The sequence below is a fragment of the uncultured Treponema sp. genome, from assembly GCF_945873775.1.
GTDB lineage: Bacteria > Spirochaetota > Spirochaetia > Treponematales > Treponemataceae > Treponema_D.
Genome location: NZ_CAMCEC010000011.1, coordinates 1 through 16,939 on the forward strand (window position 1 = coordinate 1; position 16,939 = coordinate 16,939).

Below are 16,939 nucleotides of genomic sequence, written 5' to 3' on the forward strand. Positions count from 1 at the left end.
AATTTTCAATGGCTTTTTTCTACCCCAAATTGCGAACTTTATTGTACACTATCATTTGCAAAATAGCAAAACTGCTTTTATAATAGAAGAATGATGTTTATTCAAAATCTTGTTGAATATTACGATGAGCTTTTTAAAGTTTCAGAAGCTCAAAAAAATTTATATACGGAATTGTGCGAAAATTTTAGTTCGCCTGTCAGGTTCTTGAGAGTTTTTTGCGGCTCAGGGCTTTTTGAAAGCTCACTTTCCAAGCAAGGACACGATGTTACAGGAATTGAAAACTGCGAGGAACTTTTGCATACAGCAAATTTGCGCCGAAGAAATCAATTGATGTCAATTCGTTTTTTTCAGATGGAAGCAGAAGACATGACGAAATTCTTAGGTAAAAATTTTTACAATGTTGTTTCCATTTTGAACAGCCGCTTGCTTTTTTTAGGCGGAAGGGAAAAAATCCGGCAGTTTTTCTTTGACTGCAAAAAACTCATGTCGCCAGACGGATTTCTTGTCATTCAGTGCATAAATTTTGAAAACAAAAAAGATGAAACATTTTTCCAGCTTAAATGTCGTGAAAGCATGAGAGCCAAACTTTTTTCTGAAATAATGACTGCGCAAGATAATTCCAAGCTTTTTTCCATGAACCTTGAAACCGGCAACGGTAAGCTCTTGCCAATCGTAAAGGACATTCCGATTTACCCTTTGCTTCCTTCCGAAATTGAAAACTTTGCAGAAGATGCAGGCTTTAAAAGTGCGGAATTTTTTGCTGACTTTGACAAATCCGAATTTACAGGAAACGAAGAGCAGTTTGTTGTGATTTTAAAAACAAAATGACATTCCCATTTTTGAGAATGCCATTTAGTTTTGAGAAATAGTTGCTAAATTTTATTTCTGAAATTTAATTTTAACGTCGTAGCCTTCAGAAGTCCACTCTGGATCAATGTGCATATCCAAATCCGCATTGAGAGTAATTGGCTTTGTAAATTTGTACGAGCGTTCTGTTTCTTCGCAGTCAAAAGAAAGGCTTACGCCAGAAGTGCTTGGAGAGATTTTAAAGTTCTGTACATTTGAATCATCAAAAGTGAAAACTGTTTCTCCGCTGGAAGCTTTTGTAAGAATAATTCTTCCATCTGCATTGAAAGTCCAGTTTGCATCCCAGTTAGAATCCTGCCAAGTTCCCTGAATGTCCTTCAAGTCAAGAGCGAACATTCCCGCAGTTCCCACAACAAGAGCCGCTGCAATTGCAAAAATTTTTTTCATGATTCCTCCCATAAAAAGTCAATAAGAAAACATCAATTTTTGATTTGACTTTTTAAGTTGTTTCGCAACAAAGTGAGAAACAACAGTTTATATTAAAGTTTGCAACGCAAACTTATGAATAAAAACTTTGACGCTATTTTAGGCAAAGTTTTTATTACATCCTCCTATAAAATTTACATTGCCTTTTTCAGTATGCTTCCAAAATTCTTTAAGTAATCTATAAAAGAAATGTAAGCCAAAATTACGCAAACAACAAAAAATCCCTGACCTATATGAAGCAAAAGTTTCATGTCTAAATTCCAGACTGAAGCAAGTTCTGTGCGAATCAAAGCTTCCTGCATGAGAGCCACAAAGCACGAAGCCACATAAAATACAGTTTTTATTTTTCCGCCTTTTCTTGCCGCAATTGCAGTTCCTTGTTTTGCCGCGACCATTCTTAAAAAGTTCTGGCTGAATTCACGGTAAAGAATCAAAACATAGCAGACAATCGGCATATATCCAGAAAAAACAAAGCAGGTAAACATTGAAAGATGAAGAAAAACATCGGCAAAAGGATCGAACATTTTTCCAAAGTCGCTCACATCATTCAGCTTGCGCGCATAGTGTCCGTCAAAATAATCCGTGAGTTCCGCAAAAGCAAGAACTGGAATCGCAACGCAAATTGAAGCGATTGCAACAGTGCTTCCGTTTTCAAGTCCAAGCCAGCGTGGAATGTTATATATTATAAAAATTATCGGCGCTAAAATAATTCTGGAAAGTGTGAATTTATTTGAAATTCTCATAATAAATTTATTATAGAAGATTTTTGCTGTTTTAGCAATAAATGTATTTTTTATGCTGAAATTTGGCCGCTTTTTACGGTAATGACTTTTTGGCTAATTTTGAATATAGTAGGAAAAATATGGCGAAGAAATCTGTTGTTTACAAATGCTCAAAGTGCGGCTACACGCAACCTGCCTGGCTTGGAAGATGTCCTGAATGCGGCGAATGGAATTCCCTTGAAGAATGCATTTTAGATTCAAATGCTCCAAAGTCGTCTTTAAAATCTGACGGAACAGTTTTAAAAGCAAAGCCAGTTCCAATGCAAAAAGTTTCGCAGCAAAGCAATTCGCGGATTTCAACTGGCAACGAGGAATTTGACCGTGTGCTTGGCGGCGGAGCTACAAAACGCAGCGCAATTCTTGTTGGCGGCGAACCCGGAATCGGAAAGTCAACACTTCTTTTGCAGGCGGCGGCAAGTCTTCTTCCCCAGGGAAAAATTCTTTACGTCAGCGGAGAAGAATCGGCAGGGCAAATAAAAAGCCGCGCGAACCGTTTAAATCTTGAAGCCGGCACTTTGGAAATTTTATGCACAATGCGCCTTGAAGATATTCTTGATGCTCTTGACTCGCTGAATCCTCTGGTCGTCATTGTGGACTCGATTCAGACTGTTTATTCCGTGGAAGCTGGACTTGTTCCGGGAACTATAACTCAGCTAAAATATTGCAGCAACGAACTGATTGGCTGGGTAAAAGAAAGAGACAGCGTTTTGTTTATGACCGCCCATGTTACAAAGGACGGAAACATTGCCGGACCAAAAAGCCTTGAGCACATGGTTGACACCGTTTTATCTTTTGAGCGGACAAGCGATGAAGTTAGATTTCTGCGCGCGCAAAAAAACAGATTCGGTTCTGTTGATGAGCTTGGACTTTTTGAAATGGATGAAAAAGGCCTCAAGTGTGTTTCAGATCCAAGTTCGCTTTTTATAACCCGAAGAAAAAAAGAAACTCCAGCTGGAATTGCTTGCGCCAGTGTTTTTGAAGGAAGCCGTGTTTTTATCGTTGAAATTCAGGCGTTGACTGTTCCTGCAAAAGCGGCTGTGAACCGTGTTTATTCAGAAAAAATCGACTCTGCAAGGGTGAGCAGAGTTGCCGCAGTTCTTGAGAAAAGGCTTGGAATAAAATTCAGCGATCAGGATATTTATATAAATGTTGCCGGCGGAATAAGACTTTCAGAAAGTGCGATTGACGGAGCTTTGGCAGCGGCTCTTTATTCAGCAAGAACAGACATTTCTCTTCCAGAAAAAACTGCGATTGTAGGCGAAATAAGCCTCGCTGGTGAAATTCGTCCTGTTACGAAGCAAAAGCAAAGAATAAAAGCCGCAAGGGATCTTGGTTTCCAGAAATTTATTGTCCCTGAATCCGAAGCCGGAGCAACTCAAGTAGAAACTATAAAAGACCTTATAAAATGTCTTTTTGTGGAAAGAAGCTAAACCTTGAATAAGTCGATTTCACTTCCAATTTTTTCAAGCGACCGGTCAACTCCATCGGAAAGACCTCCAAGTGTTTCTGCTTCCTGTGTTATTGAACGGGCACATTCTGCCATTTCATTTATGCGATTTTTTATAGTTTTAGAGCTGTTTTGAAGTTTCTTTGTTTCTTCAAGAATCGACTCGTTTTTTTGCTCAGTTTGCATTGACGCATCTCTTACTTCCTGTGAGCTGCTCTGCAAAAGTGCCAAGGAGTCGCTTATCTGCTTAGAGCCGCACTCCTGTTCTTTCATCGCCTGCATTATCGACTGAACAAGTCCGTCTGTATTATGAATGCTGTTTGCTACGGAATGTAGAACTTTCTCGGAGTCTCCAGAAGTAACAACAATATTTGAAATTGATTCCTGAATAGCAGTAAGTTGCTGACCAATTGTCTTTGATTGCTCGGATGAGGTTTCTGAAAGTTTTCTGATTTCATCCGCAACTACAGAAAATCCTTTTCCTGCTTCTCCTGCGTGGGCAGCTTCAATCGCCGCATTCATGGCAAGAAGATTTGTCTGGCTCGCTATAGATGAAATTATTAAGTTTGCGTCCTGAAGCATTTTAGACTGGTTTTCTATTTCGGAAATTCTTTCATTCACTTCTTTTTGCTTTTTAACACCTTGAGTTGTGCTTGCTTCCAAAGCCGAAAAAGAATCAGAAAGCTTTGCAACAGAATTATTTACAGAATTTATGTTTCCAATCATCTGTACTACGGAAGAACTGGCTTCTTCAATACTTTGGTTTTGTGTCAAAATCATTTTATTTAGCGAACTTATTTTTTCTGAAATTTGATTTACAGCATCCGATGTCTGATTAGAAAATCCCGACTGCTCGCTAACAGAAGATTCCATGCCGTCAATATGCTGATTTATTTCCTCAATGGAATTTACAATTTTATGAATTGACCTGCGGAGATTTTCTAGAGATTCAAAAAGCTCTTCCTTGGATTTTTTTACAGTTATAATTATCTGCTGAAGTTTTTCTATAAATGCATTGAATCCTTTTTCAATCTTTTTTATAAGCCCGATTGTCGCAGCATCAGAATTCGAATTCAGTCTTTTTGTAAGATCCGCGTTCCCTGCTGAAATGTTTTTTACAGCGTCATTTAAAACTAAAAGCGGCTTTACAAGACGTTTCAGTGTAATAGCGGCAGCAATCAAGAGCAAAAGAATTAAAACTGCTCCAAGAGGCGCAACGGCATAAGACAATGCGACTGTCATAGTGTATGGAAGAAAAATTACCATCATCCAGTCAACAGATGGAATCGGGACGATTTCATAACAACCTTTTTTTCCACAGAGGAAAGTTTTTTCAACGGGGAAATTATCAATCTTTCCCATTTCTGGAAGCTGTGACTCAATCTTTGCCTTGTCTTCTAGAAGCTGTGTGTTTTCTGCACCGGTAATTTCCTTGTTTTTATTATAGAAAAACATCTTACGATTTTTTTCAAGATTATTGTACATCATGTTTACAAAATCTGAAAGGTCAACACCGGTTCCTATCAAGCCGATTCCTTTTTTTGTTTCATCACGAACAACCGCATTAACCCACAGCATTGTCTTTTTCAGAACAGTGTCGTAACTCACAATAAAAGTGTAGTCTTCCGAAATTGCAAGGCAAGATGTAAACCATGAATTTGCAGGATCTGACTTGTCAAGCGTGTAAAGATATTTTCCGTTTGAATAATAAAGCAAGTCTGTATCTGCAATTGAAAATGTATTTTTCCCTTTAAATGCATCCTGATACGAAAGAATTTCTTCCATTGCGGCTTTTGAAAGAGATGCGTCTTGAGGATTTTCCATGTAATGAGAAATCAAAGGAGATTTTGCCATTTTTGTTGCAAGCAAAAGCTCTCCATCAAGATTAGAAGAAAATTCAAGTTCTTTTATTCTTGCCGACTGATTTAAAATTTTTTTAGCATCTTTATTGAATAAAATTCTACTGCCAGCAACAACAAAAGCAATAGAAAAAAATGATGCAAAAAATAAAACAAAAAAATTAAAAACTATAGACTTTGCTTTAGACAACATTTCCTCCTTTATATATAAAAGCACAGTTTTTTTATTAGACTTATTGTAAGACTAGAACTTTGCTTTTCTAAGTCTTACTTTTTCTATGTCCTCGCAGAAAAGCTCGCGCAAATCGTTAAGTCCCAAAGCCATCAAAGCCATTCGGTCAATTCCAATTCCCCAGGCAAGAACAGGAACATCAACGCCCATTGCCTTTGTAACTTCCGGTCTGAAAATTCCAGAGCCGCCAAGCTCAAACCAGCCAAGTTTCGGATGTTTTATGTGAACTTCAATTGAAGGCTCTGTGAATGGGAAGTAGCCAGGAACATATTTTACGTCTGTTGCGCCTGCAATTTCCACTGCGAACATTTCAAGGAATCCGAGCAAAGTTTTCAAATTTACTTCTTCGCCAAGAACAATTCCTTCTGTCTGATAAAAGTCACTCAAGTGAGTCGCATCAACTTTATCATAGCGGAAACATCTTGCAATTCCAAAATATTTTCCAGGAATTTCTGCCTTGTGAAGCTGGTGCGCAGAAAGAACTGTTCCCTGGCTTCTCATAATCAAGCGGCGTGTAAATTCGTTGTCGAAGTTGTAGTTCCATCCGCGGCTTCCTGTGTTTCCACCGTTTCTGTGAACAGCCGCAACATTTGAAAGATAAGGCTCTTCAATTGACTTTGCGTGCGTCGGATACTTAAGTCTGTAAACATCGTGAATGTCGCGGGCTGCATGGAACTGAGGCATAAACAAAGCGTCTCCGTTCCAGAATTCAGTTTCTACAAGCGGACCATCAAATTCCTGAAAACCGAGCGAGCAAAGCTTGTCTTTTACTGACTCTAAAAACTGAACGTAAGGATTTGTGCGCCCCGGAATTATTCGTGCCGGTGGAATTGAAATATTGTATCCGCGGAAAGTTCCTTTTTTCCATTCACCGGAAGCAAGCATTGATGGAGTTATTTCTCCAATTTCATTTCCTGTGATTCCTGAATTCTTGAGCGCATCAGCCACGCCTTTAAATGCTTCTGTAAGTTTATAAATTACAGTTTCACGTTCAATAGTTTTAAATGGAGTTTCTGAAATTCCGCGTTTCTTTGTAAGTCCACCCATTATTTCAATTTCGGACTTTGTAAGATTTGCGGCGTCAAGCTGGCAGTTTTCAGCTTCGGAAGCTTTTTTTATAAGTGATTTTGCAACTGCGAATCTTTCTGGAAGAGGCGCGCCTGTGTATTCAGCTTTTTTTTCTGCATTCATGGCAAGAACATTGTCTTTGCTAAGCGAACCAAATGCAGAGCCTACATCTTTGTTTTCAATTCCAAGGGCAGCTGCAATTTCCGGCAGACGTTTTGGACCATTTTCCTTCAAATAAGAAACAATTCTTTCTTCTGCAAAACCGTCTTTAAAAATCTTTCTGCCAAAATCTGTAAGCTCAAAATATGTGTGCGGAGTGCGGGAAGTTTCTGCCAAAAGTTTTTTTCCGGCAAGCCAGCTGAATGCCTGATTTGCGTGGCCTTCCTTGTATCCTAATTCAGTCTGAAGCCTTGTTGAAGTAAGCTCGTCTTTTAAGCTGTAATGAAGAAGAACTTTTGTTTCAAGCGGATGAAGATTTTTAATTAAAGTTTTTAAGTCTGCCAATTTTATATGCACCAAAAAATTCCGGCTGCAAAACCTGTACTGCAAACCGGAGCAAAATGAAAATCACCTAACAGGCAAGTGAAAATAACTGTTCAGCAAAAATTATTTTGTAAAGATAACTTTTGAAGTGTATGTTGCCATTCTTACGCCTTTGTCATCTTTAAAGTATTTTTTTCTGTCTTTCTGAGCGTAAGTATAATGCTTGAACTGATTCTGCAAGGCAAAATCTTCGTAAACTGCAATTGCAACATTCATTGCTTCGCCCAAATCAAAACTGGACTGCATACAAGTATAAGTGAAAATAACTTCTCCAGTGAGCGGAGTAAATTCAAGCTGCAAAGTTACGTTCTTAGCTTTTGGATGCAAAGTTGAATATTTGTCTTCTATAGGAAGAACTTTTGTTTTTGTATCCGCATAGCTGTTTGCGGCTTCCAATGGATCTAAAGCCATTTTAGTTTCTAATGATTCTTCCTGCTGTGCAAAAACTGTTCCTGCTGCAAGCATAATTGCTGTTGCCAATATAAATATCTTTTTCATGCGATACCTCCTTTCAAGTAGCGTCAATAGTAAGTATACGGAACTATTCTATCAGTTTCCAAGAAAAAATCAAGGTCAACTTCATAGCGTCCGTTTTTTATGAAAATTCTTGGGTCACGGATTAAAAGCAAAGTCCCGGAAATTTCCTTGGGCTTGTTTTTTTCCATTGTGCGCCAATATTCTCTTACTGCATTTTTCGCCGCATTGCTGCACGCCTGCTTTATTCCTTCAAATCCGTCTTGAACAGAAGCTGAACCAGAGCCTTTTACTTTTGGGTGAATTATAGAAGTCCATCTTTTGTATTCGAGTTGCTGGGCTGAAGTTCTGTCGCAGTAAACCCAGCTTAAAAGCTTTCCGTCTTTGGGAACTGGATTGTGATATTCAAGGCGATTTATAGAAGAATCAAATTTTCTAACTTCGGAAAATTCCCAATATTCCTGAACTCCGCGTTTTTTGTCATAAGGCGTGTAGTCAAAATTCCAGCCGTACAAAAGTCCTTCCATTAAAAAAGGCGCAACTTGCTTTGTCCGTTCAATTGCGAATCCGTACAATTTTTCAAAGTCGGATTTTTCTTCCTGCTTAGAAATTTTTTGCTCTTGAACTGAATTTTCTTCTTCAAATTTTCCGGGGAAAGAATCTAGTTCCGCCCAAACTTGAATTCTAATCTGCTCATTCTGCAACGGAGCCTGGCAAAAAATATTCACGCTAAATAAAAGCAGAACGCAAAAAAAAAGCGGCTTTTTTATCTCCATGCGTCTTTCCATACTTTTAAAGGATGAATTCCCATTCTTGCAATAAAGTAAATCCAGGCAACAGCGAATCCCGCCAAATGCGCAAGATGTGCAATTCCTGAGCCGCCTGAAATTTGGCTTATAATTTCAATCAGCGCATAGACAAAAACAAGCAGCGGTGCAGCCACTGGAATTATTCCCCAGATATAAATTACATTTCGCGGAAAAATAACGGCATAGGCAAAAAGCAGCGCGTAAACAGCTCCACTTGCGCCTACAAGAAGAACAGTGATTCCAAGAAAATGATACAAAACCGTAGAAATAATTCCGTCAAGAATTCCGCACAAAAAATAAAAAAGCAGAAATTCCTTAGAGCCAACCGCGCGTTCCACGGAAATTCCAAAGAAAAACAAAGCCAGCATATTGAAAAGAATATGGCTCCAACCTGAATGCACAAAAAGGTAAGTGAGCGGCTGCCAATAATAATGAAGCAAAATTCCAAAATACGACATTCCAAGATAAACTTGAAGCCGCGGAAAAATCATTGTCAGGAAAAAAACAATCAGATTTAAAGCAATTATTATAGAGGTCGCGTTAAAAAAAGTGTAGCGGAATGGTTTTCGGATTATATTCATGAATTTGTTTTTTCTACAGCAGATTCTGTTTCTTTTGCGGAATTTTCATTTTGAGAAGAAGGATCAAAAACAGTAACTCTGTTTCTTCCGCTTCTTTTAGAAATGTAAAGAGCCTTGTCAGCCTGATCTACTAAAACTTTTGCAGAGCGCACAGGATTTGTTTCTACATTGAAAACAGAAATTCCGCCGGAAATTGTAATCTGCATATTATGGCCTTCATAGAAAACCGTGGTCTGTTCAATCCGCTTTCTTATGCGTTCTGCAACAAGCATCGCCTCGTCTTTTCCTGCATTGCACAAAAGAACTGTAAATTCTTCTCCGCCGTACCTTGAAGCAAGATCTCCTTCCCTTATGCTGTCGCTTATAATTTCAGCAACTTTTTTTAGAACATAATCTCCGCAGGCGTGTCCGTAAGTGTCGTTGAACTTCTTAAAGAAATCAATGTCGAACATTATAACGCTTAATGTCTGCTCGTGGGAAAATGCGGAGTCAAGCTTGTCTTCAAGAATATTGTAGAAGTAAAATTTAAGGCGAAGCTTTGTCATCATGTCGGTTGTGGACTGGTCAATCAAAGATGCGTTGTGAACTGCAACCGAAGCAAGAGAAGCGATTGTCTGAATTTCGTTTCTTTCATAAGTTGTGTAGTCAGCAGAAAGATTTTCCACAAAAATCCGCTCGCCCATAACAAGAATTCCGTTCAAGTGATTTTTTAGCATAAGCGGAACTATCAGCGACGGATTCAGCGATTCTATAACTTTTATTTCTTGCGATTCCGGGAATTTTTCAGAAAGCTCGTGCAAATCAAAAACATTTGAAGAACTGGATAAAAATTCAATAAGCGGAGAATCTATGCTGATTTTGTATTCGATTGTAGGATCTATTGCGATTCCTGAATAATTTTCTGAAAGCTTAAAATATTCGCTGCCAAATTCTTCTGAAATAAAAAGCCCCGCGCCTGTAACGCGCATTTGAGCCATCGCAACATAAAGAATCGATTCAATAAGCGGTGAAAATTCGATTGTTGAACAAAATGACTTTGAAATTTCAAGCATCTGCTGTAAATCGTAAATATGCTTTTCAAACTCGGCAATAACTTGTTTTTCTTTTGCCGCTGGAGTTTGAGTCTTTGCAGAAATTGCATTCTTTTTAGCCATTTTATTTCTTCTCTATATTTCCGATTATAACATAATTCTTCATTACTTCAAGAAAAACTTTCCACTGGCCGTTTTGATTTTCCATGCAGTCAGAATTGTCTCTGTTTCTTGAAGAAATCATAAGAACTTTTAAATTCGTTATAACTTCGGAACTTGGTTTTTTGGATTCGATAAGAATATCGTTTATTTTTTTGTAAAGCTGAAAAACATTCGTCGTTTCTGTCTGAATCAGTTCTTTTGCCTGCCTGTTAATTCTGTCGATGAGGCTTTTCAGCGTTGATTCAAATGTCGCGTCCTTATGGCTGTCTCTTATGAGCGAAGTGATGTTTGTTTCGTCAAATTCGTTTCCGCGCGTAAATTTGGATTCAAATGCGTTTATTCGTTCAAGAGAATCGTTGCAAGTAAACACGGAAGACGAGAATTCAGATTTGTATGCTGGATTATTGAAAAAACCTTCTATTACAATGTCATTTAAAAGCGGCTTTACGTGATCTTCGTAAAAAACTGAAATAAAATTCTTTAAAAGCTGAAGCGGCGTAATCCAAGCAAAAGAAAACGGCGTGCTTTGCCTAAGCTGAAAATCCAAATCCTTGCTGTATCCTTGAACTGCGGCGAGCGGCGCGCCCCCGAAGATTTGCTTTATTTCATTGTTTATTGCCGCGTCTTGAATTTCACCTTTTAAGCGGGCTTCATCTGTGCGGAATCTTGTTTCAAGATATTCAGCGTATTTTTGCCGTGAATTTCCATTGTAAACCGCGCGTTCTGGAACAAGCTCGTAGTTTTTCTTTGAAATTCTAATCATGCAGGAAAGAATTTCCTTGGTAAAAATGTGCTTTACGATATATTGAATTTTCTTGAAATTTTCTTTTAAGCTTTGAAGTTCCCTGTCTGAAATTTTTCCGCCTTTCTTCAGTCTAAAAAGGGCAAGAACCGCATTGTAAAGCGAATTCGTAATGTCCATTTCAGCAATGACAAAATACAAGTCAAGCAAAGAATTTTCCAGCAGTTCAATTGGCACTGGCTGAAATTCCGGCGTGTAGGAATCTTTTGTGCTGTAGCTAGGATCAAAAAGCTTAAGGGCGGTTATGTAGCTGAATTTGCAAATGTCATTCAGCTGCTTTATTTTATCTAAAGTTTCTTCAATTTTTATAAATGCAGGAGAATTCAGTTCTTTTTCAACTTTTTCAAGCTGTCTGTGCTCGGTTTCAAAATGCCGGATGAGCGACTGGGCTTCCATTGCGCTTTTTTTTCTATTTTCATAAGAAAGAAGATTTTCAAGAATTTCCCGGGCTTCGTTGTCAAATCCTGTAAAAATAAGCTGCTCTTCAAAATGCCGGCTTGTGTCCAAATCCGTAGAACAGTAAGTTTCTGAAAGAATGTCAAAAATTGGAGCTGTATTTATAAAAAGCACGCGCAAAGCTTCTGCAAAATCTGGCATGACAAGACCGTGCTTGTAGAGTTCCGGCGCAAGATTTTTCAGTTCGGATTCAATTTTTCTAACTGCCTGTCTTTGGAGGCTTTCTGGTGATGTTGGAGAAAATATTGTTTTGAAAAACTCTGCAATTATTTGAAAAAGCCCCATAATAGATTATTTTATGGATAAACAAGGATTTGTTCAAGTGCAGTAAAAACGCGTTTTGCGCAATGGTTTTCACAAAAACTGCTGGAAGAGTTCTTCGTAGTCTTTTACAGAAACGGAATTTACGATTTGCTCTCTTAGCTTTGCGCCGCCTTTTATTCCTGAGCTGTACGCGCAGAATTTTTTTCTCATCAGCATACAGGCGGCGCGTTCTCCGTGTTCTGAGACATTCATTTTAAGTTCTCGAAGTCCTGCTTCAAGTCGTTCTTTTGGAGTTTCTGTTTCGTACTTTCCTTCTGTAAGAAATTGTTTTGTTCTTCTGAATAAAAACGGATCTCCCATTGCGCCTCTTGCAAACATAACGGCATCTACGCCAGTCTGTTCAAGCATTAGTTTTGCAGTTTCCGGGCTGAACGCATCTCCGCTTCCAAAAACTGGAATTCTTTTTGCAACGAAGTCAACCAGCTGTTTTTGAATTTCCCAGTTGGCTTTTCCAGAATAGCCTTGGGCTTTTGTTCGCGCGTGAATTGTTATTGCGTCTGCTCCGGCTTTTAAAGCTGCGTCTGCGCATTCCTTCCATGTTATATTAGAAGAATCCCAGCCGCTGCGGATTTTTATTGTTACAGGAACATTGCCGCGTTCTGGATGCAATGAAGCGTATTCTATGGAAGATTCTTTTACGGCTTTTACTATTGAATAAAGACGTTCCGGCTCTTTTGTGAGCACGCTGCCTGCTCCGGTTTTTGTTATTTTGGGAACAGGACAGCCGCCGTTTATGTCTATGCAGTTGCAGTCAGTTTTTTCAAGGACGATTTTTGCAGCTTCTGCCATTGTCTGCGCATTTCCGCCGAAAATTTGAACACAGTAAATTTTTTCATTCGGGGCACGGCGCATAAGAAGCTCTGTTTTTTTATTTCCTCGCACAAGAGCTTCCGCAGAAACCATTTCCGTGGTGCAAAATGAAGCTCCGTATTCAACGCAAAGCGAACGAAACGCCATGTCGCTGTAGCCTGCAATAGGAGCTAAAAAGAGATTTCCGTCTAAATGAAGAGTTCCTATGTCTACTGGATGATAAAGGCTCATTCTTCCGGCAAGTTAAAGACTTTGCAGCTGTTTGTCCAAAGCTGGTCAGAAAGTTTTTCCAAGTCAGTTTCAAGCATTTCCGCCAAAAATCTTGCAGTGGAAGGCAAATATGCCGGCATTGTTCTTTTTCTTTCGCGGAATTCAGCCGGAATCATAAAAGGACTTTCAGTTTCCAAAAGAATTCTGTCTAGCGGAATATTAAGAACTGTTTCGTGCAGATTGCGGGCGTTTCTGTAAGTCAAATTTCCTGCAAAAGAAAAATAAACATTCATTCCTGCGTCAAGGCATTTTTTTGCATAAGGAGCATCTTCGCTGTAGCAATGAAAAATTGCGCCTTTTTCCGGCAGTCTGTCCTGAAGAATTTCAAAAATGTCTTTTCCTGCATCGCGGTTGTGGATTATGACTGGAAGATTGTGCTTTTGGGCAAGCTCCAGCTGAGTTATAAAAAGTTCAATCTGGCGGCGTTTGTCTCCGTACTGCTTAAAATAGTCAAGTCCAGTTTCTCCAATTGCCACAACATTTGGAAGTGAAACACTTTCTTCTATTATCTTAATCCAATCTGCGCCAGGATTGTTTACTTCTGACGGACCGACTCCAACGGCATGATAAACACCTTTCTGCGACTTTAGGAACGCATATTCTTTTTTGAAGTCAAGAATGCTGTTGTTTATGCTTATAATTCTTGTAACGCCGGCTTGTTTTGCCTGCTGAATAACGCTAATCTGTCTTACAGGGTCGTCATAAATCAACCCTATATGGGCGTGAGTATCAAAAAACTGCATGGCTTTTCCTTAAAAACTTGAAAGACTTTTCTAAAGAAGATTCCCTAGAAAATTTTAATATTTTTTAATTAACTATCCGATATATTACTAATAAGATAACATAGGAACGCTTTGAAGTCAAACATAATTTGCCTTTGCTAGGTCAGTCCGTTTGACAGCATAGCCGCCCTTTGATATACTGTTTGTTCGGTAATTCAGAAGTAGTTTTAAAAGTCAAGTTTTAAAGCTTGCTTGTTATTTTCTGAATAAAGTTTTTTACGGAGATTTTTGTGGCGCACTCTCGCAAATACAAGAGATTAGAAAAAAATATAGTTTCCCGTATTATGCATGCCTTTAGACTTTTCTTTGTTTCTATAGGCAAGATTTGCACAAATGTCGTAAAATTCTTTGACGGAAAACTTACTTTGATGATTGTTCCGCATTCGCAGGGAAAAGTTTTCAGCGTGCAGACAAATGTTTTTGCGCTTGTACTTGGAATTATTCTTGCAATTGGAATTACAGGCTCATTTGTTTATTTTAATCAGAAAAACGCTTCCTCTGGACTTGAAATTTCACGGCTTAGGGACGAAAATAGAGAAACTCTTGCAAGCCTTGACGAGCTTAGGGACGAAAACAACAACCTTCTTCAGACTGCAAAAAAATTCCAGTCAACTTTAAGCCAGTCTCTTTCGCTTTTGGGAATAAACCAGAACACAGGAACTTCAAAATCAGCCGGAAGAAATTCAGACCTTTCATCTTTGTTTGACACACAGGACATAACTTCAGGCTCTTTAAAGGAAACTTCCGACATAAAGCAGCTTACAGCCTATTTGGAAAGCGCAGTTCGTCCAGTTGAGCAGATTGGAAAAATGCTCGAAAACCAAGGCGCGCTTTTTTCTGACATTCCGAATGTCTGGCCTGTAAAAAACGGAATCGGACACATTTCCATGGAATTCGGCCAGAACCAGCATCCGATTACACAGCAATGGTACATTCACAAAGGACTTGACTTTAGTACTTGGAGGCAAGGAGATCCTGTTATTGCTACTGCTAACGGACAGGTTGTTACAGTCACTTACGATGACAGTTTTGGTCTTTATGTGATAATCAAGCACAAGCATGGAATTTATACACGCTATGCGCATCTTGGCACAACTCGTGTAAAGAAAGGCGATACCGTTGCCCAGCGTCAGATAATTGGAACAATCGGAAACACAGGAATCACAACAGGACCGCATCTTCATTACGAAGTTCACATTGGTTCAGACGTAGTAGATCCTGCAAAATACATCAACGTAAAATAATATGGCAATTTTTAACGACAATATTTCCATTAACAGCATCCTTGGCGCAGGCTCTTCTGTAAAAGGCGATGTCAAGATAAACGGATTTGCTCGTATTGACGGCGATATTGACGGAAACATAGAAGCCACAGGAAACGTTATAATCGGCGAAAATGCCAGAATCCGCGGAAACATAAAAGCAAAATCAATAACAGTCATAGGCGGAATTGTTCTTGGCGATATTGTTGCGCCGGATTTTATAAAGCTTCTTTCTTCAAGCGTGGTAATCGGAGACTTGCAGACAAAAAAACTTGTCTCGGAAGAAAATGTTGTTCTGCACGGCCACTGCATTTCACTTTCAGACAGCGCGGAATTTGCAGCCGCAGTTTCACGGCAGGAAAACATGAAGGCAATTTCTTCAATGTCCATAAGGATTTAAAATGGAAGTTGAAGGCACATCCTCAAGCCTGTATTTTTCCGCGGCAGCTTCCATAGCAAACGCCCAGGCTCAAAAAGCCCAAAAAGACGAAAAATCCCAGAAAACAGACAAAACAAGGCGGAAACTTTTTTCCAACGCAATGGAAAAGGCCCGGGAAGAATTCGCTCTGCAAAAAGACGGCTTACCTAAGGAAATTGCGGGGCTGGACACGGAAGACGCTGCAATTTATTTAAAAGATCAGGCCGACATGGCGGCGGACCGCCTAAAGGAAAAGCAGACGCCGGAAGAATTCGCTGACTACAGAAAAAAAGTGTCACAGTTTTTAAGATACCTTGCAAAAAACAACTTTGAAGTAAAAAAAAGAGAACGGCGCGGATTCACAAGAAAAGGAAAGCCGCTTGATCCGCAGTTTAAGATTGTAGTCATAAATCAGAAACTGGACGAAATGGCAAAGTGGCTTTTAAGCTCGCACAAGGAAGCTTTCTCAATGCTTGCCCGAGTAAACGAAATCAGCGGCCTGCTTGTAGACCTTATGGCGTCATAATTGATAAACTAAGACAATTGGAGTTTTTATGTCTGATATTTTTGAAAGCGATATATATGAAGAAAATGAAGATCTTGCCTCTCTTGAAGACTTGCAGGAATCAGAAAGCACTGACTCAAGGAATTTTGTTTTTCCCAAAGAACTTTACAAGCTTAAGCTGGTGTATTCATTTGAAGGGATTTACGCCACGTTTCCCGGCGGAAAGCTGAACGACGGCGACAAAGTGATTGTTCCCACCCGCTATGGACTTGACCTTGCAGAAAACCTTGGAATTTCAAAAGTTCCCGTTGGAATAAAACCCGGCGATGTTGTGCAGATTGCGCGCAAGGCAAACAATGACGACTTTGAAAAAGCTGCTTCGCTTGCAGAAACTGAAAAGTCTGCATTCAAAGTCTTCCGCGAAAAAGTAGAGCATCATCATTTGGACATGAAGCTCATTTCCGTGCATTTTCTTGTGGGCGAACAGAAAGCCTTGTTTTTCTTTTCCAGCGATAACCGTGTTGACTTCCGCGAACTTGTAAAAGACCTTGTTTCAATCTTTAAAATGCGAATTGAACTGCGCCAGATTGGAGTGCGCGATGAATGCCGAATTACAGGAGGGCTTGGAGTGTGCGGACGGCCTTACTGCTGCAACAGCATAAGCGACAAACTCCGGCCTGTAAGCATAAAAATGGCAAAGGAACAAAACCTAAGCCTTAACTCCATGAAAATCAGCGGACAGTGCGGACGACTTTTGTGCTGCCTTAGCTATGAGTACGACTGGTATTCCGAGGCACGCAAAAAGCTCCCGAATGAAGGCATAAGACTTTTTTACGACGATACAAATTTCCGCGTAATTGAAGTGAACCCCATAACTTCCATGGTAAAAATGCTTGGAGAAGACGGCCGTGTAATCGAAGTGAACGCCAAACGGTTTGTCCGCGAAGGCAACAGATGGAAAATCGGAAATTAAAAAACTGAAAGAGCGCACAACTGTTGAAAATAAAAATGATAGGGAATATACTTAAA

Annotated in this window: 17 protein-coding genes; 6 read left to right on the forward strand and 11 right to left on the reverse strand. The window is 39.4% G+C overall.

Going from position 1 to position 16,939, the window contains the following annotated elements:
• Nucleotides 1-90: 90 nt before the first annotated feature.
• Nucleotides 91-828 (forward strand): bifunctional 2-polyprenyl-6-hydroxyphenol methylase/3-demethylubiquinol 3-O-methyltransferase UbiG, encoded by a 738-nt coding sequence (locus Q0N70_RS06975; RefSeq protein WP_294015284.1) that lies wholly within the window; start codon nt 91-93, stop codon nt 826-828.
• Between the two features lie 51 nt (nt 829-879).
• Here Q0N70_RS06975 and Q0N70_RS06980 read toward each other — a convergent pair whose 3' ends face one another.
• Both Q0N70_RS06980 and pgsA read right to left on the reverse strand, forming a co-directional pair.
• On the reverse strand, nt 880-1,254 hold the full coding sequence (locus tag Q0N70_RS06980; protein ID WP_273467040.1) for a hypothetical protein: 375 nt from the start codon (nt 1,252-1,254) through the stop codon (nt 880-882).
• 173 nt (nt 1,255-1,427) lie between these two features.
• Entirely contained in the window at nt 1,428-2,036 is a 609-nt protein-coding gene (gene pgsA, locus Q0N70_RS06985; protein ID WP_273467039.1) for a CDP-diacylglycerol--glycerol-3-phosphate 3-phosphatidyltransferase, read from the reverse strand.
• Nucleotides 2,037-2,155: 119 nt separating this feature from the next.
• Between pgsA and radA the strand changes: the two genes are divergently transcribed.
• Entirely contained in the window at nt 2,156-3,505 is a 1,350-nt protein-coding gene (gene radA / locus Q0N70_RS06990) for a DNA repair protein RadA (RefSeq protein ID WP_294015287.1), read from the forward strand.
• Here radA and Q0N70_RS06995 read toward each other — a convergent pair.
• The 9 genes from Q0N70_RS06995 to Q0N70_RS07035 all read right to left on the reverse strand — a co-directional run bounded on the left by Q0N70_RS06995 (nt 3,502) and on the right by Q0N70_RS07035 (nt 13,686).
• A complete protein-coding gene (locus Q0N70_RS06995) occupies nt 3,502-5,571 on the reverse strand; it encodes a methyl-accepting chemotaxis protein (RefSeq protein ID WP_294015289.1) in 2,070 nt (689 codons plus the stop codon). The genes radA and Q0N70_RS06995 overlap by 4 nt on opposite strands.
• Before the next feature lie 54 nt (nt 5,572-5,625).
• Entirely contained in the window at nt 5,626-7,185 is a 1,560-nt protein-coding gene (locus tag Q0N70_RS07000; protein ID WP_294015292.1) for a phenylalanine--tRNA ligase subunit alpha, read from the reverse strand.
• 102 nt (nt 7,186-7,287) lie between these two features.
• Nucleotides 7,288-7,722 (reverse strand): hypothetical protein, encoded by a 435-nt coding sequence (locus tag Q0N70_RS07005; RefSeq protein WP_294015294.1) that lies wholly within the window; start codon nt 7,720-7,722, stop codon nt 7,288-7,290.
• Nucleotides 7,723-7,745: 23 nt separating this feature from the next.
• Nucleotides 7,746-8,474 carry a hypothetical protein gene (locus Q0N70_RS07010; protein ID WP_294015295.1) on the reverse strand — a complete coding sequence of 243 codons (729 nt, stop codon included), beginning with the start codon at nt 8,472-8,474 and terminating at the stop codon, nt 7,746-7,748.
• On the reverse strand, nt 8,465-9,088 hold the full coding sequence (locus tag Q0N70_RS07015; protein WP_273353837.1) for a rhomboid family intramembrane serine protease: 624 nt from the start codon (nt 9,086-9,088) through the stop codon (nt 8,465-8,467). Before Q0N70_RS07015 ends, Q0N70_RS07010 begins: the two co-directional genes overlap by 10 nt.
• The gene (gene dgcA, locus Q0N70_RS07020) at nt 9,085-10,242 is read right to left on the reverse strand and encodes a diguanylate cyclase DgcA (RefSeq protein WP_273467035.1); all 1,158 of its coding nucleotides are present in this window, start codon (nt 10,240-10,242) and stop codon (nt 9,085-9,087) included. Before dgcA ends, Q0N70_RS07015 begins: the two co-directional genes overlap by 4 nt.
• Nucleotide 10,243: 1 nt before the next feature.
• Nucleotides 10,244-11,824 (reverse strand): DUF5312 family protein, encoded by a 1,581-nt coding sequence (locus Q0N70_RS07025; protein ID WP_273467034.1) that lies wholly within the window; start codon nt 11,822-11,824, stop codon nt 10,244-10,246.
• A 69-nt stretch (nt 11,825-11,893) separates the two neighbouring features.
• A complete protein-coding gene (dusB, locus tag Q0N70_RS07030) occupies nt 11,894-12,904 on the reverse strand; it encodes a tRNA dihydrouridine synthase DusB (RefSeq protein ID WP_273467033.1) in 1,011 nt (336 codons plus the stop codon).
• Nucleotides 12,901-13,686 (reverse strand): TatD family hydrolase, encoded by a 786-nt coding sequence (locus Q0N70_RS07035; RefSeq protein ID WP_273467032.1) that lies wholly within the window; start codon nt 13,684-13,686, stop codon nt 12,901-12,903. The genes dusB and Q0N70_RS07035 overlap by 4 nt, the downstream gene beginning before the upstream one ends.
• A gap of 269 nt (nt 13,687-13,955) precedes the next feature.
• On the opposite strand from Q0N70_RS07035, the gene Q0N70_RS07040 reads away from it, so the two are divergent.
• Genes Q0N70_RS07040 through Q0N70_RS07055 form a run of 4 tightly spaced genes read left to right on the forward strand, consistent with a single transcriptional unit; the run spans nt 13,956 to nt 16,883 of the window.
• Entirely contained in the window at nt 13,956-14,969 is a 1,014-nt protein-coding gene (locus Q0N70_RS07040; RefSeq protein WP_294015299.1) for a M23 family metallopeptidase, read from the forward strand.
• Nucleotide 14,970: 1 nt separating this feature from the next.
• Entirely contained in the window at nt 14,971-15,387 is a 417-nt protein-coding gene (locus Q0N70_RS07045; RefSeq protein WP_294015300.1) for a polymer-forming cytoskeletal protein, read from the forward strand.
• Nucleotide 15,388: 1 nt separating this feature from the next.
• On the forward strand, nt 15,389-15,931 hold the full coding sequence (locus tag Q0N70_RS07050; protein ID WP_294015301.1) for a YaaR family protein: 543 nt from the start codon (nt 15,389-15,391) through the stop codon (nt 15,929-15,931).
• 28 nt (nt 15,932-15,959) lie between these two features.
• Complete coding sequence (locus tag Q0N70_RS07055; protein ID WP_294015302.1) at nt 15,960-16,883, forward strand: regulatory iron-sulfur-containing complex subunit RicT; 924 nt, start codon at nt 15,960-15,962, stop codon at nt 16,881-16,883.
• Nucleotides 16,884-16,939 lie beyond the last annotated feature (56 nt).

What these genes read in the sequence shown, in the direction of transcription:
- Q0N70_RS06975 (WP_294015284.1), top strand. Translation starts at nt 91, where the DNA reads ATGATGTTTATTCAAAATCTTGTTGAATATTACGATGAGCTTTTTAAA.
- Q0N70_RS06980 (WP_273467040.1), bottom strand. Translation starts at nt 1,254, where the DNA reads ATGAAAAAAATTTTTGCAATTGCAGCGGCTCTTGTTGTGGGAACTGCG.
- pgsA (WP_273467039.1), bottom strand. Translation starts at nt 2,036, where the DNA reads ATGAGAATTTCAAATAAATTCACACTTTCCAGAATTATTTTAGCGCCG.
- radA (WP_294015287.1), top strand. Translation starts at nt 2,156, where the DNA reads ATGGCGAAGAAATCTGTTGTTTACAAATGCTCAAAGTGCGGCTACACG.
- Q0N70_RS07005 (WP_294015294.1), bottom strand. Translation starts at nt 7,722, where the DNA reads ATGAAAAAGATATTTATATTGGCAACAGCAATTATGCTTGCAGCAGGA.
- Q0N70_RS07010 (WP_294015295.1), bottom strand. Translation starts at nt 8,474, where the DNA reads ATGGAGATAAAAAAGCCGCTTTTTTTTTGCGTTCTGCTTTTATTTAGC.
- Q0N70_RS07015 (WP_273353837.1), bottom strand. Translation starts at nt 9,088, where the DNA reads ATGAATATAATCCGAAAACCATTCCGCTACACTTTTTTTAACGCGACC.
- dgcA (WP_273467035.1), bottom strand. Translation starts at nt 10,242, where the DNA reads ATGGCTAAAAAGAATGCAATTTCTGCAAAGACTCAAACTCCAGCGGCA.
- Q0N70_RS07025 (WP_273467034.1), bottom strand. Translation starts at nt 11,824, where the DNA reads ATGGGGCTTTTTCAAATAATTGCAGAGTTTTTCAAAACAATATTTTCT.
- dusB (WP_273467033.1), bottom strand. Translation starts at nt 12,904, where the DNA reads ATGAGCCTTTATCATCCAGTAGACATAGGAACTCTTCATTTAGACGGA.
- Q0N70_RS07035 (WP_273467032.1), bottom strand. Translation starts at nt 13,686, where the DNA reads ATGCAGTTTTTTGATACTCACGCCCATATAGGGTTGATTTATGACGAC.
- Q0N70_RS07045 (WP_294015300.1), top strand. Translation starts at nt 14,971, where the DNA reads ATGGCAATTTTTAACGACAATATTTCCATTAACAGCATCCTTGGCGCA.
- Q0N70_RS07050 (WP_294015301.1), top strand. Translation starts at nt 15,389, where the DNA reads ATGGAAGTTGAAGGCACATCCTCAAGCCTGTATTTTTCCGCGGCAGCT.
- Q0N70_RS07055 (WP_294015302.1), top strand. Translation starts at nt 15,960, where the DNA reads ATGTCTGATATTTTTGAAAGCGATATATATGAAGAAAATGAAGATCTT.